The sequence below is a fragment of the bacterium genome (assembly GCA_035945995.1).
Lineage (GTDB): Bacteria > Sysuimicrobiota > Sysuimicrobiia > Sysuimicrobiales > Segetimicrobiaceae > DASSJF01.
Map to the genome: position 1 here is coordinate 15,911 of DASYZR010000151.1, position 14,729 is coordinate 30,639.

13 protein-coding genes are annotated in these 14,729 nt (G+C 68.9%); 11 read left to right on the forward strand and 2 right to left on the reverse strand.

Annotated features, from left to right (window positions below):
* Positions 1 to 79: 79 nt before the first annotated feature.
* Both VGZ23_17565 and pyrF read right to left on the reverse strand, forming a co-directional pair.
* On the reverse strand, positions 80 to 358 hold the full coding sequence (locus tag VGZ23_17565; protein HEV2359401.1) for a hypothetical protein: 279 nt from the start codon (positions 356 to 358) through the stop codon (positions 80 to 82).
* A gap of 64 nt (positions 359 to 422) precedes the next feature.
* A complete protein-coding gene (gene pyrF, locus VGZ23_17570) occupies positions 423 to 1,154 on the reverse strand; it encodes an orotidine-5'-phosphate decarboxylase (protein HEV2359402.1) in 732 nt (243 codons plus the stop codon).
* 162 nt (positions 1,155 to 1,316) lie between these two features.
* On the opposite strand from pyrF, the gene hpt reads away from it, so the two are divergent.
* From hpt to VGZ23_17625, 11 genes are all read left to right on the forward strand, one after another.
* The gene (gene hpt / locus VGZ23_17575; protein HEV2359403.1) at positions 1,317 to 1,853 is read left to right on the forward strand and encodes a hypoxanthine phosphoribosyltransferase; all 537 of its coding nucleotides are present in this window, start codon (positions 1,317 to 1,319) and stop codon (positions 1,851 to 1,853) included.
* Between the two features lie 106 nt (positions 1,854 to 1,959).
* Positions 1,960 to 3,117 (forward strand): GuaB3 family IMP dehydrogenase-related protein, encoded by a 1,158-nt coding sequence (locus VGZ23_17580; GenBank protein ID HEV2359404.1) that lies wholly within the window; start codon positions 1,960 to 1,962, stop codon positions 3,115 to 3,117.
* Positions 3,118 to 3,155: 38 nt separating this feature from the next.
* On the forward strand, positions 3,156 to 4,712 hold the full coding sequence (gene guaA, locus VGZ23_17585; protein ID HEV2359405.1) for a glutamine-hydrolyzing GMP synthase: 1,557 nt from the start codon (positions 3,156 to 3,158) through the stop codon (positions 4,710 to 4,712).
* A 61-nt stretch (positions 4,713 to 4,773) separates the two neighbouring features.
* Entirely contained in the window at positions 4,774 to 6,993 is a 2,220-nt protein-coding gene (locus tag VGZ23_17590) for a UvrD-helicase domain-containing protein (GenBank protein HEV2359406.1), read from the forward strand.
* A gap of 122 nt (positions 6,994 to 7,115) precedes the next feature.
* Positions 7,116 to 8,849, forward strand: a complete 1,734-nt coding sequence (locus tag VGZ23_17595) for an ABC transporter substrate-binding protein (GenBank protein HEV2359407.1) — start codon at positions 7,116 to 7,118, stop codon at positions 8,847 to 8,849.
* 26 nt (positions 8,850 to 8,875) lie between these two features.
* Positions 8,876 to 9,850: an ABC transporter permease gene (locus VGZ23_17600; GenBank protein ID HEV2359408.1), complete on the forward strand. Its 975-nt coding sequence runs from the start codon at positions 8,876 to 8,878 to the stop codon at positions 9,848 to 9,850.
* Positions 9,851 to 10,987 carry an ABC transporter permease gene (locus tag VGZ23_17605; protein ID HEV2359409.1) on the forward strand — a complete coding sequence of 379 codons (1,137 nt, stop codon included), beginning with the start codon at positions 9,851 to 9,853 and terminating at the stop codon, positions 10,985 to 10,987. It begins immediately after the preceding gene.
* 114 nt (positions 10,988 to 11,101) lie between these two features.
* Positions 11,102 to 11,548, forward strand: coding sequence for a hypothetical protein (locus tag VGZ23_17610; protein ID HEV2359410.1), 447 nt, complete (start codon positions 11,102 to 11,104; stop codon positions 11,546 to 11,548).
* A gap of 143 nt (positions 11,549 to 11,691) precedes the next feature.
* Positions 11,692 to 12,735, forward strand: a complete 1,044-nt coding sequence (locus VGZ23_17615) for an ABC transporter ATP-binding protein (GenBank protein ID HEV2359411.1) — start codon at positions 11,692 to 11,694, stop codon at positions 12,733 to 12,735.
* Between the two features lie 96 nt (positions 12,736 to 12,831).
* Positions 12,832 to 13,935, forward strand: coding sequence for a dipeptide ABC transporter ATP-binding protein (locus tag VGZ23_17620; GenBank protein ID HEV2359412.1), 1,104 nt, complete (start codon positions 12,832 to 12,834; stop codon positions 13,933 to 13,935).
* A 96-nt stretch (positions 13,936 to 14,031) separates the two neighbouring features.
* Positions 14,032 to 14,729 (forward strand): ABC transporter substrate-binding protein (locus VGZ23_17625; GenBank protein HEV2359413.1); only part of this gene is annotated, 698 nt, incomplete at its 3' end.

Genomic DNA, 14,729 nt, shown 5'->3' on the forward strand with positions numbered 1-14,729 from the left:
TATAGTGAGCGGCCCCCCGGGGGGAAACCCCGGGGGGCCGCTCGACGTTCGATGCTGTTGCGGGCCTGCGGCGGCGCGGCTACGGGCTGACCAGCGTGCCGGCGCGCTTCACAATCGTCCATGTCTTGCCGTTGTACTTCACGGTGTCGCCGAGGCGGACCGTCTGGTAGAAGTCGCCGGGCACCTCGTACGAATCCCCGTTGATCTGGAGCAGATACGACGCCTTGTCGCCGTTCGTCGCGATCTTCTGCGCCACGGGCCCGTAGACGTAGCCCTGGCCGCACCCAACCGAGATGTCCGCCGCGAGCGCGGCCAGGAGGACGACGAAGACCAGGGTTTTGATCGTTCCGCGACTCATACCGTGTGCACCCCCGTGTTGGGTCATGCCCGGGTCCTAGTATACACGGCCGTGGACGGCAATCCTATCGGGCCGGTGCCGCCGCCTCACCCGAGGCGATTTCGTCCACGATCGCCTCGGCCGCCGCGCGGGGGTCGGGCGCTTCCGTGATCGGCCTGCCGACGACGAGCAGATCGGCGCCCGCGGCCGCGGCCTCACGGGGCGTCACCACCCGGCGTTGATCGGCCGCCGCAGTACCCCGAGGCCGGATCCCCGGGCAGACGATAAGAAAGGCCTCGCCGCATGCCTCCCGGATCGCCGCCGCGTCGAGGGCGGAGGCGACGACGCCGTCGAGTCCGCCGCGCTGCGCGAGCCGGGCGAGTCTGTGCACCTCGTCGATCGGCGAGCCGCCGATCCCGATTTCGTCGAGCGTGACCGCATCCCCGCTCGTCAGCAGGGTGACGGCAACGACGCGCATGCGCGGCTCCAAGGTACCCGCGGCCTGCCGCGCCGCGGCCATCATGGCGAGGCCGCCGAGCGCGTGCACGGTGCACAACGACGCGCCGAGCCGCGCGGCGGCCGCACACCCGGCCGCGACGGTCGACGGAATGTCGTGAAACTTCAGGTCGAGGAAAACCCGGCCGTACGCGCGGAGCGCCGTGACCGCGGCGGGTCCTTGCGCGGTGAAGAGAGGCGGGCCGATCTTGAACCACCGCACGGCGCCGGCGAGCCTCGCGGCCAGGGCCTCCGCGGCCGGCAGCGATGGCGTGTCCAGCGCTACCGCCAGCCGATCGCGCGCATCCATCGGTGTTCCCATCGATCCCTCCCGGAGATCGTTAATGGGCGTGCAGTTGAGAGTATAGCGGATGTCGCGCGCGTTTGGTTGACACCGTCGAACGCACGTCCTATAATCCAGGAAATTACCCGGAGCCGGATCCGCCGCGGCCCGGTGCTGCGGGAGGGCCCTCGCCGAGTGGGGCTGCTGGACGACGTCGCCGAGGTGCTGATCCGCGAGGAGGACCTCGCGGAGCGCATCGCGGACCTCGGCCGGCAGATCAGCAGAGACTACGAGGGCAAGACTCCGCTGTTCGTCGGCATCCTGAAGGGTGCGTCGATTTTCCTCTCCGATCTGCTCCGCCAGGTGACGATTCCATGCATGCTTGATTTCATCGCCACGAGCGCGTACGGGCCGGGCACGGAGAACTCCGGCATCGTGCGCATCCTCAAGGATCTTGATCAGACGATCGAGGGACGGCACGTCGTCGTCGTCGACGACATCATCGACACGGGTTTCACGATGGACTACCTGCTCGAGACGCTCAAGGCGCGGTACCCGGCCAGCCTCCGCGTCTGCGCGCTGCTCGACAAGACGTCGCGGCGCCGGCGCCACGTGCCGATCGACTACCGCGGCTTCGAGATCCCCGACAAGTTCGTGGTCGGGTACGGCCTCGACTACGCCGGAGTCTATCGAAACTTGCCGTTCATCTGTGTGTTGAAGCCCGAGGTGTATGCGTGATCCGCCGCCGCCCCCGCTCCGCGGGGGCGGCGGCGTAGACGACGGATCGTGCCGTTGATCGCCGCGTGGACCTCCTGGTCCACGCCGCATTAGGAGGGGACGGGGCATGGAGTTTATCGGCAAGGGGCGCGCCGCCCGCCGCACGTACGGGTTCGAGGAGATCGCGCTCGTGCCGGCGTCGGCGACGGTCGATCCCGAGGACGTCGACACCTCGTGGCAGGTCGCCGGACGGACGTTTGCCCTGCCCGTCATCGCCGCGGCCATGGACAGCGTCGTAGACGTCGGGATGGCGATTGCCCTGTCGCGGCTCGGGGCGACGGCCGTGCTCAACCTGGAAGGCGTCCAGACGCGGTACGCCAGTCCCCGCGAAGCGCTCGAGCGTCTCGCCGACGCCCCTCCCGATCGCGTTGTGTCCGTGATGCAGGACGTGTACCGCGAGCCGATCAAGGACGAACTCGTCGCCCGGCGGGTCTCCGAGATCCGGTCCGGCGGCGGGGTGCCGGTGGTCTCGACGACGCCGGCCTCCGCGGGCCGCCTCGCGCCGCTGGCCGCGGAGGCCGGCGCCGAGATCCTGCTCGTGCAGTCCACCGTCATCACGGAACAGCACCGCAGCGAGCGGGGACGGGCGCTGTCGCTCAGGGATCTGGTCGCCCAGACGAAGATTCCGGTCATGGCCGGCAACTGCGTGTCGTACGAGGCGGCGCTCCAGTTGTTCGAATCCGGCGTCTCCGCGGTGTTCGTCGGCGTCGGGCCGGGGGCGGCGTGCACGAGCCGGAAAGTCCTCGGCGTCGGCGTGCCGCAGGCGACCGCGGTCATGGACGTCGCCGCGGCGCGCGCGGAGTTCGCGCGCCGCACCGGCCGGCACGTGCCGGTGGTCGCCGACGGCGGGATCAGCGTGGGCGGGGAGATCGCGAAGTCGATCGCCTGCGGCGCGGACGCCGTGATGCTCGGGTCGCTGTTCGCGCGCGCCGAGGAAGCGCCGGGCCGCGGCTTCCATTGGGGCATGGCCACCCCGCACGCGGCGCTGCCGCGGGGGACCCGCATCGCGGTGCACACCGCGGGCACCCTGCGGGACATTCTGCACGGCCCCGCGCGCGTGGACGACGGGTCCCAGAACCTGATCGAGGCGCTGCGCACGGCGATGGGCATGTGCGGCGCGCGGTCAATCCGCCAGATGCAGCAGGCCGAGGTGATTATCGCGCCGGCGCTCGTCACGGAGGGGAAGACGATGCAGATCGCCCAGCGGGTGGGGCAGGGGCGGTGACGGCCGTGCAGGCGGGACGCGACGCGGTCCGCGAGCGGGTGACGCGCGCGCAGTTGCCGGCCACGGACGACCTGGTCGTCGTCCTGGACTTCGGCGCGCAGTACAGCCAGCTGATCGCCCGCCGCGTCCGCGAGCTCCGCGTCTACAGCCTGATCCTCCCCTACGACACGCCGCTCGCGGAGCTGCTCGCGCTGCGCCCGAAGGGGCTGATCCTGTCCGGCGGGCCCAACAGCGTCTACGACGCCGGCGCGCCGCACTGCGATCCGGCGCTCTTCACCGCGGGCGTCCCGATCCTCGGCATCTGCTACGGGATGCAGTTGATGGCGCACGTGCTCGGCGGCCACACCGGCCCCGCCGCCCGGCGCGAGTACGGCCGCACGCGGCTGTTCGTGGACGAATCGCCCGACGCGCTGTTCGGCGGCCTCGAGCGGCGGTTGATCGGGTGGATGAGCCACGGCGACACCGTCTCCCGGCTGCCCGAGGGCTTCGAAACGCTCGCGCACTCGGAGCACACGCCGTACGCCGCGGTCGCGCATCGTCCCCGGCGGCTGTACGGCCTGCAGTTCCACCCGGAGGTCTCGCACACGCCCTGGGGCACGGACGTGCTGCGCAACTTTCTCTACACGGTGTGCGGCTGCGCGCCGTCGTGGGAGATGGCCTCGTTTGTCGACCGCGCGGCCGAGGAGATCCGCGCGCAGGTGGGCGCCGGGCGCGCGATCTGCGCGCTCAGCGGCGGCGTCGATTCGTCCGCCGCGGCGGCGCTCGTGTTCCGCGCGATCGGGGACCGGTTGACGTGTGTCTTCGTGGATCACGGGCTGCTGCGGCAGGGTGAAGCCGAGGGCGTCGTGTCGGTGTTCCGGGATCACTTCGGCATGCCGCTCGTGCATGTCGACGCCCGCCGGCGGTTTCTCGAACGGCTTCGGACGGTGACCGATCCGGAGCAGAAGCGGATTCTCATCGGCCGGGAGTTCATCACCGTGTTCGCCGAGGAGGCCTCGCGGCTCGACCGGCCCGAGTTCCTGGTCCAGGGCACCCTGTATCCGGACGTCATCGAAAGCGGCACGCGCACCGCGGCGCGGATCAAGACCCATCACAACGTCGGCGGCCTGCCGGACGTGATGCCGTTCCGGTTGATCGAGCCGTTCCGGACGTTGTTCAAAGACGAGGTGCGGGTGGTCGCCCGGACGCTGGGCCTGCCCGACGAGATGGTCGGCCGGCATCCGTTTCCCGGGCCCGGCCTCGCGATCCGGGTGCTCGGCGCGGTGACCGAGGACCGGCTCGAGACGCTCCGGGCGGCCGACGCGATCGTCCGCGAAGAGCTGCGGCGCGCCGGCGTGACCCGCGAGGTCTGGCAGGCGTTCGCCGTGCTCCTGCCCGTGCACACGGTGGGCGTCGCCGGCGACGCGCGGACGTACGGCCACGTGGTCGCGATCCGCGTGGTCACGAGCGAAGACGGGATGACCGCCGACTGGGCGCGGCTCCCCGCCGACCTGCTCGAGGCGATGAGCAACCGCATCACGGGCGAAGTCCCGGGCATCAGCCGCGTGGTGTACGACGTCACGAGCAAGCCCCCCGCGACGATCGAGTGGGAGTGATACGATAGGGACGGCACCGCCCGGCATCCGCATCCCATCACCGGTGTCCCCAGGAGTCCCCGTGCCCGACGCAGGCCCGGCCATCGACACGCTGCTCAATCCGCCCCAACTCGAGGCCGTGCGCCACGGCGACGGCCCGCTGCTCGTGCTGGCCGGCGCGGGCTCCGGCAAGACCCGGGTCCTCACCTCCCGCATCGCGTCGCTCGTCCGGGAGCGCGGCGTCCGTCCGGGCGCGATTCTCGCCGTGACCTTCACGAACAAAGCCGCCGGCGAGATGCGCGGGCGCCTGACCGCGCTGCTCGGCCCACGCGTGGCGCGCACCCTGTGGATCGGCACGTTTCACGCGACGTGCAGCCGCATCCTCCGGACCTCCGGGGCGGCGGCGGGCGTCGATCCCCGCTTCGTCATCTACGACGAGGACGACCAGCGCACGTTGATGCGGGAGACGCTTCGGGCGCTCGATCTCGACGACCGCCGGTTCCCCCCGGCCGCGGTGCTGGCGGAGATCGGCCGCGCCAAGAACGAACTCGTCGACCACGTCGCCTACGAGGCCCGCGCGGAGACCGCGCGTGAATCGATGCTCGCGCGGGTCTACGCCGCGTATCAGCGCCGCCTCGACGACGCCCGCGCCCTCGACTTCGACGACCTGCTGCTGCGGACCGTGCGGCTCTTCCAGGAGTCGCCGGCCGCGCTCGCCGACTACCAGGACCGGTTCCGGCACATCCTCGTGGACGAGTACCAGGACACCAACCACGCCCAGTACCTGCTCGTCGGCCTGCTCGCGCGCCGCCACCGCAATCTCTCTGTCGTCGGCGACGACGATCAGGCGATCTACCGCTGGCGCGGCGCCGACATCCGGAACATCCTCGACTTCGAGCGCGACTATCCGGAGGCCAGGGTGGTCGCGCTGGAGCAGAACTACCGGTCGACGCAGCGGATTCTGGCGGTCGCGAGCGCCGTGATCCACCACAATCCCCACCGGCATCCCAAGACGCTGTGGACGGCCAACGCCGCGGGCGACCCCGTCACGCTGTACGAGGCGTTCGACGGCTACGAGGAGGCCCGGTACGTGGGCGACCAGATCCGCGCCCACGAGACCGCGGGCGGCCGGGCCGGCGACGTCGCCGTGCTGTACCGGACCCACGCGCAGTCCCGGCAGTTCGAAGAAATGTTCCTGCGCCTCGGGATCCCCTACCAGATCGTCGGCGGCGTGCGGTTCTACGAACGGGCCGAGGTCAAGGACCTGCTCGCGTATCTGCGTCTGGCCCAGAACCCCGCGGACGAGGCCAGCCTCCGCCGCGTGATCAACGTGCCGCGCCGCGGCATCGGCGAGACGACGGTCCGGCGGCTCGACGCGTACGCGCGGGAACACGGCGTCACGCTGTGGAAGGCGTTGCGGCAGGTGGAATCGGTGGCCGGTCTCGGCGCCGCGGTGCGCACCGCGCTCGCCGGTCTCGCCGGCCTCGTGGCCGACCTCGAGGCGTTCGCCGCGGATCATTCTGCGCGCGACGTTCTCCTCCGCGCGCTCGACCGCACGGGCTACCGGCGCATGCTCGAGGCCGAGGCGACAGACGACGCGTATGCGCGGCTCGAGAACCTCGAAGAACTGGGCGCCGTGGCGCAGGAAGTGGAGGCCCTGACGGGGGATCCGGAGCGCGTCCCGGGAGGGGCGCTCGCGGTGTTTCTCCAGCACCTCGCCCTGCAAACCGACGTCGACACGCTCGAGGAGCGGCCCGACCGCGTGACCTTGATGACGCTCCACAGCGCGAAGGGCCTGGAGTTTCCCGTGGTCGTCCTCGCCGGCCTCGAGGAAGGCCTCTTTCCCCATCTGCGGGCGCTCGAGCAGGAGGTCGACTTGGCCGAGGAACGGCGGCTCTGCTACGTCGGCATGACGCGGGCGCAGCGGCGGCTGCTGCTCACCTACGCCCGGCAGCGCACCTCGTACGGGACCGCGCGGCCGGGCCTCCCGTCGCGGTTCCTGGCGGAGATCCCGCCGGAGGCCCTCGTGCGCGCCGCCACACCCCGCGCCGACACGGGTGACTGGCCGGCGGAGGACCAGCGCCCGCTGCCCGAGGTCGCGGTCGGCGACGCCGTGCGGCACAAGACGTTTGGCCCGGGCCGCGTGCTCGAAGTCGACGGCGAAGGTCCGCGCGCGATCATCACGGTCCGCTTCGACGGTCCGGCCGGCACCAAGCGGCTGGCGCTCGGCTACGCGCCGCTCGAGCGGCTTCTCCCCGCCGACCCCGTACGGGAGGGTTCGCCGGCGGCCCCGCACGAATAACCGGACCGCGTGCCCGTCTCCGAAAGGGCTTCCTCACGGGGCGTTCCGCCCGCGCAAAATGAGGAAAGTATCCTAAAGAGCAGCCGATCGGAACAGCCGTTCGCGTGCAGGGAGGTCCCGCCGTGCGATCTGTCGTCCTCTGCGTGCTCGTCGCGCTCAGTCTCGTGATACCGCAGGCATGGGGCGCGTCCGCCCCGCCTCACCACCCGAGTCTTCCCGGGTTGCCGAATCCCAAGGTGATGCTCGGTGACCCCGGCCGGTTCGGCGGCGAGTTCCTCGATTCGCAGGTCAGTGATCCGCGGACCTTCAACCCCATCCTCGCGCAGGAGACCTCGTCCACCCTCCCGCTCGGCAACCTGTTCGACGGCTTGGTCGAAGACAACGGCGAGACGACCGAGACCGAGCCGGCGCTGGCGGAGTCCTGGAAGACGAGTCCGGACGGGAAGACGTGGACGTTCGTGCTGCGGCAGGGGCTCCAGTGGGCCGACGGGCAGCCGCTCACCGCGGACGACGTGACGTTCACCTTCGGCGTGATCTTCGACAAGAGCATCCCGAACAGCCTGGCCGACGTGCTGCAGGTCGCCGGCAGGCCGCTCCAGGTCACGAAGGTGAACGCCCGCACCGTGCAGTTTCGCACCGCCGAGCCGTTCGGGCCGTTTCTCCGGACGATCGGGGTCGGGATTCTGCCGCGGCACAAACTGGAGGCGGCCTACAAGGGCGGCCGCTTCCGGCAGACGTGGGGCGTGAACACGGCGCCCAAAGACCTGGTCGGCTCGGGTCCGTACATCATGACGGAGTACCGCCCGGCGGAACGGATCGCCTACGTCCGGAACCCGCGCTACTGGAAGGTCGATCAGCAGGGACACCGGCTGCCCTACATGGACCGTGTCGTCCTGCGCATCGTGCCCGATCAGAACGCCCAGCGGCTGCTCTTCCAGTCCGCGGGGGCCGACAGTTACGGCCTCAGGCCCAAGGAGTACGCCGCGTTCAAGCGGGACGAGAAGTCCGGCAACTATACCGTGTACGATGGCGGCCCCACGTTTGGAACGGAGTTTCTCGTCTTCAATGAGAACCCGCGCAGCGGCATGCCGGACTACAAGCTGAAGTGGTTCCAAAACCAGAAGTTCCGCCAGGCGGTCTCCTACGCCACGGACCGCCAGGCGATTATCAACCAGGTCTTTGCCGGGCACGCCGTGCCGCAGTACGGCCCGGAGAGCCCCGCGGACAAGTTCTTCTTCAATCCGCACGTGATGCAGTACCCGTACGACCTGACCAAGGCCGCGTCGGTGCTCGCCGAGGGGGGCTTCAAGAAGGGCGGCGACGGGGTGCTCCGGGACGGCGACGGGCACCCGGTCGAGTTCGTCATCAGCACCAACTCAGACAACCCCGATCGCGTAGCGATCGCCAACATCATGCGGCAGGACCTCGGCCAGCTCGGCATGCGGGTCACGCTGGTCCCGGAGGCGTTCAACACGCTCGTCAACAAACTCGTCGAGTCGTTCAAGTGGGAAACGATGGTGCTGGGGCTCACCGGCGGGATCGAGCCGCACAACGGCCAGAACGTCTGGAGCTCGTCCGGCAGCCTGCACATGTGGAATCCGAAGGAGGCGAAGCCCGCCACGCCCTGGGAGGCGCAGGTCGACCGGTACTTCACCCTGGGCGCGACCACCGTGAATCAGAACCGGCGCCGCGACTATTACTATCAGTACCAGGCGGTCATCGCCGAGCAGGTCCCGGTCGTCTACACCGCGATTCCGAACGCGTACTCCGCCGTCCGGAACAAATTCGGCAACATTCACTTTACCGCGTTCGGCGGCGCGTTCTGGAACTTCCCGGTGGTCTTCCTCACGCGGTAGGGCCGGCCGCCGCCCGCCGCGCCCCGATGGTCCGGTACATCCTCCGCCGCCTGCTCCTCCTCGGGCCGCTGCTGTTCGGCATCACGCTCGTCAGCTGGGCGGCGATCCAGCTCGTGCCGGGGTCCGGCAACTACTTCCAGGCCCTGGTCCTGCAATATCCGCAGATCAGCCCGCAGACCATCGCGGCGCTCAAGGCCCAGTTCGGGATGGACCAGCCGCCGTGGGTGCAATACTTTCGCTGGCTCTGGAGCATCGTGCACCTGGACTTCGGCCTCTCGTTTGCCTACAACGTCCCCGTCACCTGGCTGATCGGGACCCGCGCCCTCAACACCCTGCTGCTGTCGCTGACGTCGCTGGTCGTGGCCTGGTCGGTCGCCCTGCCGCTCGGGGTCTACTCCGCCGTGCACCAGTACTCCGCGCTCGACGGCCTGCTGAACACCGCCGCGTTCGTCGCCATTTCGATCCCGTCGTTCTTCAGCGCGCTGCTCCTGCTGTACGCGGCCTACTGGAGCCACCTCCTGCCGCTGCAGGGGCTCACGAGCGTGGATTTCGATACGCTGCCGTGGTGGGCCAAGATCCTCGACATCGGGCGCCATCTCATCCTGCCGACGATCGCGCTCGGCCTGTTCTCGGTCGGCGGGCTGATGCGGTACATGCGAAACTATCTCCTCGAGATCCTGAAGTCGGATTTCGTCAAGACGGCGCGGGCGAAGGGCCTCTCGGAGCGCCGCGTGATCTACCGGCACGCGGTGCGCAACGCGATCAACCCGCTCGTGACGCTCTTCGGGTTCGAGTTGGGCGGGCTGCTGAGCGGCGCCGCGTTCGTCGAAAATATCATGGGCTACCCGGGGCTCGGCCGGCTGATCCTCGAGGCGCTGCTCAAGAAAGACGTCTTCGTCGTCATGGCCAGCCTGCTGCTCGGCAGCGTGCTGCTGATTCTCGGTAACCTGGTCGCCGACATCCTGCTCGCCTACGTCGACCCGCGGATCCGGTATGATTAGATGATCCAGGCGCAGGACGTCGCCGCGGCCCGGCTCGCGGAGCAGCGCCGCGCCGAGGCGGCCCGCTCGCGCAGTCCGTGGCGGTTGGCCTGGCGGCAGCTCCGCCGCTACCGCCTGGCGCTCGCCGGCGGGGTGACGCTCGTCATCATGTACGCGGCGATGGTGTTCGCCGAGGTCCTCGCGCCGTACGGATTGGACCAGAGCGACCGCGCGTTGTTCTATGCGCCGCCGGTCGGCATCCACTGGGTCGATGCGCGGGGCCGGTGGCATCTCCGCCCGTTTGTCTACGCGTACCGCATCATCGATCCGTCCATCCCGCAGTTCGCGTCCGATACCTCGCGGACGTACGACATCCGCTTCGTCGTCCGTGGTTCGCCGTACCGTTGGCTGGGTCTCGTGCCCGCCGACGTTCACCTCATCGGGGTCGACCCGCCGGCGCGTCTGTTCCTGCTCGGGACGGACCAGTTCGGCCGCGACGCGCTGTCCCGGCTGCTCTACGGGAGCCGCGTGTCGCTGCTGATCGGCATCATGGTCGTGCTGATCACGTTTCCCATCGGGATGGTGCTGGGCGGCATCGCCGGATACTACGGCGGCCTCATCGACAACGTGATGATGCGCGCGGTCGAAGTCCTGGCCGCGTTCCCGAGCTTCTACCTGTTCCTGACCCTGGCGTCGGTCCTCCCGCCGACCCTCAGCAGCCCGGAGCGCATCGCGCTGCTCTCGGCCGTCTTCAGCCTGGTCGGATGGGGAGGATTGGCGCGCGTGATCCGCGGCATCGTCCTCAGCATCCGCGACGTGGAGTTCGTCCAGGCCGCCCGCGCGTCCGGCCTGCGCGATTTCCGGATCATCGTCCGCCACGTGCTGCCGAGCACCGCCTCGTACGTGATCGTGGCCGCCACGCTGACGATCCCCGGCGTCATTCTCGGCGAGAGCGGGCTCTCGTACCTCGGCATCGGCGTCCAGGAGCCCAGCACCAGTTGGGGCCTGCAGCTGGCGCAGGCGCAGAGCATCGACGTGCTGAGCCAGTTCCCCTGGCTGCTGATCCCGGGCCTCGCGATCGTGCTGGCCATTCTGGCGTACAATTTCCTGGGCGACGGGATTCGCGATGCCCTGGACCCGCGCCAGCGCTCGACGTAAAATAGGCAGGTGCCGTCGACCTCATCGCGGGCCGCACCGACTTCCCCCCGGGCATCGCGGGGCAGGGAAGGCGCCGCCCGCCGCTCCGGGGGATCGTCCTGGGTTCCGCGCGTAGTGTGGGCCGGCATCGTCGCGGTCCTCGTCGCCGCCGGCGGTGTGTGGCTGTATGGACGGATCGCGCAGGTCCAGCGGGGAGCCATTCTCCCGAACATTCCGCAGGGAGTCCCGCGGGATCCGGCGACGCGGGCGCGCGGCGCGGTGATCAGCATCTCCGGCGATGCCAGCCATCCGGTCGCGTCGTACGATCCGGCGTCGGGCACCGTGACGGTCCGCTTCCAGTCCCGCTACTACGACCCGAAGCACACCGCGGCGCTCAACCGGCAGTACCTGGCCACCGAGGGCAAACTCATCATCCAGCTGGCGCTCTACAACGACGCCTCGACCGCGCAGGTGGTGGCCGAACTGTACCACGGGCGCCGGCGTCTCGCCACCGTCACCGGTGCGCCCGGTGAGGATTTCGCCGACTATTCCGTTCAGTACGCTCCGGGCCTCCCGAAATAGCCTCGGCCGGGCCGGCGGTTTACCCCGGCTGGATGACCGGGAACCGTGCGCATGCCGTGTCGGTAAAGGAATTAGGAGCACTCTGTGCGAAGCCCGTGGCCGTTGTGGCGGGGCAACAGTGACGCATGTCCAGGGGGCGACGTGTGGCTGAAGCACTCCTGTCGGTGCGGAATCTCAAGACCTACTTCTATACCGATGAGGGCGTCGTCCGCGCGGTAGACGGGTTGTCGTACGACCTCCAGCGCGGCGAAGTGCTGGGCGTGGTCGGCGAGTCCGGGTGCGGCAAGAGCGTGCACGCGCTGTCCGTGATGCGGCTCATCCCGATGCCGCCGGGCAAGATCGTCGACGGCGAAATCCTCTTCGAAGGCCGGAACCTCCTGAAGCTGTCCGACGAAGAGATGCGGAAGATCCGCGGCAACCGCATCGCGATGATCTTTCAAGAGCCGATGACCTCGCTCAACCCCGTCCTCACAATCGGCGAGCAGATCGCCGAGGCCGTGATCCTCCACCAGCGTCTCGACAAGAGGGCGGCGTGGGACCGGGCCGCCGAGATGCTCGACCGCGTGAAGATCCCGCTGGCGAAGCAGCGCGTCAAGGACTACCCGCACCAGTTCTCGGGCGGCATGCGGCAGCGCGTGATGATCGCGATGGCCCTCTCGTGCAACCCCTCGATACTGATCGCGGACGAGCCGACGACCGCGCTCGACGTGACGATCCAGGCGCAGATTCTCGACCTGATGCGGGGGCTGCAGAGCGAGTTCGGCATGTCCATCGTCTTCATCACCCACAACCTCGGGGTCGTCGCCGAGATGTGCGACAACGTCGTCGTGATGTACGCGGGACGGCCGATCGAGCACACCGACGTCCGCAGCACCTTCCGCGAGCCCAAGCATCCGTATACCTGGGGCCTGCTGCACTCTGTGCCGAAGCTGTACGTCCGGCAGGAGCGGCTCATCCCGATCGAAGGACAGCCGCCGAGCCTGATCGATCTGCCGCCCGGCTGTCCGTTCGCGCCACGGTGCCCGTTCGTCATGGACGTGTGCGTGCAGGCGGACCCGCCGGATTTCCCCGTCGGGCCCGGCCACACCGCGAAGTGCTACTTGTACTCGGACAAAGCCACGGAGAAGGACCGGCAGGCGGCGGACAAGGCCGGCCTGGCCGCCTCGACCCGTAGCGCGACGATATGAGCAGATCGAGCAGTTGATGCCTACGGCGTGAGCCAGTACGTCCGGGCGGCACTGGAGACGAGGCACGGCTGATCGACGCGGTGTAATGGAGGGGCCATGGCGACGAACGGCGAGATCCTGCTCGAGGTGAAGAACCTCGTCAAGCACTATCCGGTCACCAAAGGCTTCATCTTCCAGCGGCAGGTCGGGGCGGTGAAGGCCGTCGACGGCGTCGACTTCTTCATCCGCAAGGGGGAGACGCTGGGGCTCGTCGGTGAGTCGGGGTGCGGCAAGACGACGACCGGCCGGGTGATCCTCCGGCTGCAGGAGCCGAGCGCGGGCGAGGCGCTGTTCGAAGGTCGGGACATCTTCAAACTGCACAAAGAAGAGCTGCGGCGGATGCGCCGCGACATGCAGATCATCTTCCAAGACCCGTATTCGTCGCTCAACCCCCGGATGACGGTCGGCGACATCATCGGCGAGCCCCTCGAGATCCACAACCTGGCCCGCGGCCGGGACAAGATCCGCCGGGTCCAGGAGCTGCTCGAGGTCGTCGGATTGTCCCCGTACCACGCGAACCGCTACCCGCACGAGTTCAGCGGGGGCCAGCGCCAGCGCATCGGCATCGCGCGCGCGCTCGCCGTCAATCCGAAGCTCATCATCGCGGACGAGCCCGTTTCCGCGCTCGACGTGAGCATCCAGGCGCAGGTGCTCAACCTCCTCGAGTCCCTGCAGAAAGAGTTTGGACTCACCTACCTGTTCATCGCGCACGATCTTTCGGTCGTCAAGCACATCAGCGACCGGATCGCCGTGATGTACCTCGGCAAGATCGTGGAGATGGCGCCGGCGGACGAGCTGTTCGCGAACCCGCAGCACCCGTACACGGAGGCGTTGCTGTCGGCCGTCCCGATTCCGAACCCGGAGATGCGGCGCGACCGGATCATCTTGCCCGGCGACGTGCCGAGCCCGATCAATCCGCCGGCCGGCTGCCGGTTTCACACGCGGTGCCTGTACGCCCAGCCGAGCTGCCGCGTGGATCCGCCGCCCTTCGAGGATATCGGCGGCGGGCGAGACCACTTCGTGGCCTGCCCGCCCCGTCCGTTCAAGAATCAGCGCAGCAAGGCGGCCGTGATCGCGACGGCCGATACCGCCGCTGGAGCCCCCGGCGGGAGCCAGAGCGCGCCGGTGGCCACGGGGCAGCCCCAACAGGCGAACCCGTAGGGGGTGCTTTTGGCCGCGGCCGATCGCCGCGGCCCGAGAGTGCGCGATGTTGGGTCCGATAACGGTCGGATCCGAATCCGAAGGAGGCGGTGCAGAGTGAAACTACGAGGGATCGCGCTTGTTCTCGTGCTCATGGTCGGTGTGCTCGTGCTCGGCACGGGCGCGCGCGGCGCGGGCGCGCCGGTCAAGAACCCAGATACGTTCGTCACGCTCAGGTCCGGAGATATCGAGAGCCTAGATCCAGACTACCAGTACGACACCGGGAGCTACGAGATCGTCTATCCCAACGTCTATGAGACGCTGATTGAGTACGACGGCAGTGTGCTCTCCCGGTACCAGCCCATTCTGGCGACCAAGGTACCGACCCTCGTAAACGGCCTCATCAGCAAAGACGGCCTGACCTACACGTTCCCGATTCGCAAAGGCGTGCACTTTCACGACGGCTCGGTCATGACGCCCGAGGACGTCCGGTACTCGATGCTCCGGTTCATGCTGCAGGACCGTGACGGCGGCCCGTCGTGGCTCCTGCTCACGCCGCTCCTCGGCACGGACAGCACGCGCGACAAGAACAAGATCGTCGTCAACTTCGCGGATACCGCGAAGGCCGTCACGGTCCAAGGCGACAACGTCGTCTTCCATTTGGCACATCCCTACGGCGCGTTTCTCAGCATCGTCGCGGCGTGGTCGTTCGTGATGCCGAAGGCATGGGCCGCCTCCCACGGCGACTGGGACGGCAGCGCCGGCACCTGGCAGAAGTTCAACAACCCCAAGCTGCAGGACCGGTTCGCGTTCGA

What these genes read in the sequence shown, in the direction of transcription:
- VGZ23_17565 (HEV2359401.1), bottom strand. Translation starts at nt 358, where the DNA reads ATGAGTCGCGGAACGATCAAAACCCTGGTCTTCGTCGTCCTCCTGGCC.
- pyrF (HEV2359402.1), bottom strand. Translation starts at nt 1,154, where the DNA reads ATGGGAACACCGATGGATGCGCGCGATCGGCTGGCGGTAGCGCTGGAC.
- VGZ23_17580 (HEV2359404.1), top strand. Translation starts at nt 1,960, where the DNA reads ATGGAGTTTATCGGCAAGGGGCGCGCCGCCCGCCGCACGTACGGGTTC.
- VGZ23_17600 (HEV2359408.1), top strand. Translation starts at nt 8,876, where the DNA reads ATGGTCCGGTACATCCTCCGCCGCCTGCTCCTCCTCGGGCCGCTGCTG.
- VGZ23_17605 (HEV2359409.1), top strand. Translation starts at nt 9,851, where the DNA reads ATGATCCAGGCGCAGGACGTCGCCGCGGCCCGGCTCGCGGAGCAGCGC.
- VGZ23_17620 (HEV2359412.1), top strand. Translation starts at nt 12,832, where the DNA reads ATGGCGACGAACGGCGAGATCCTGCTCGAGGTGAAGAACCTCGTCAAG.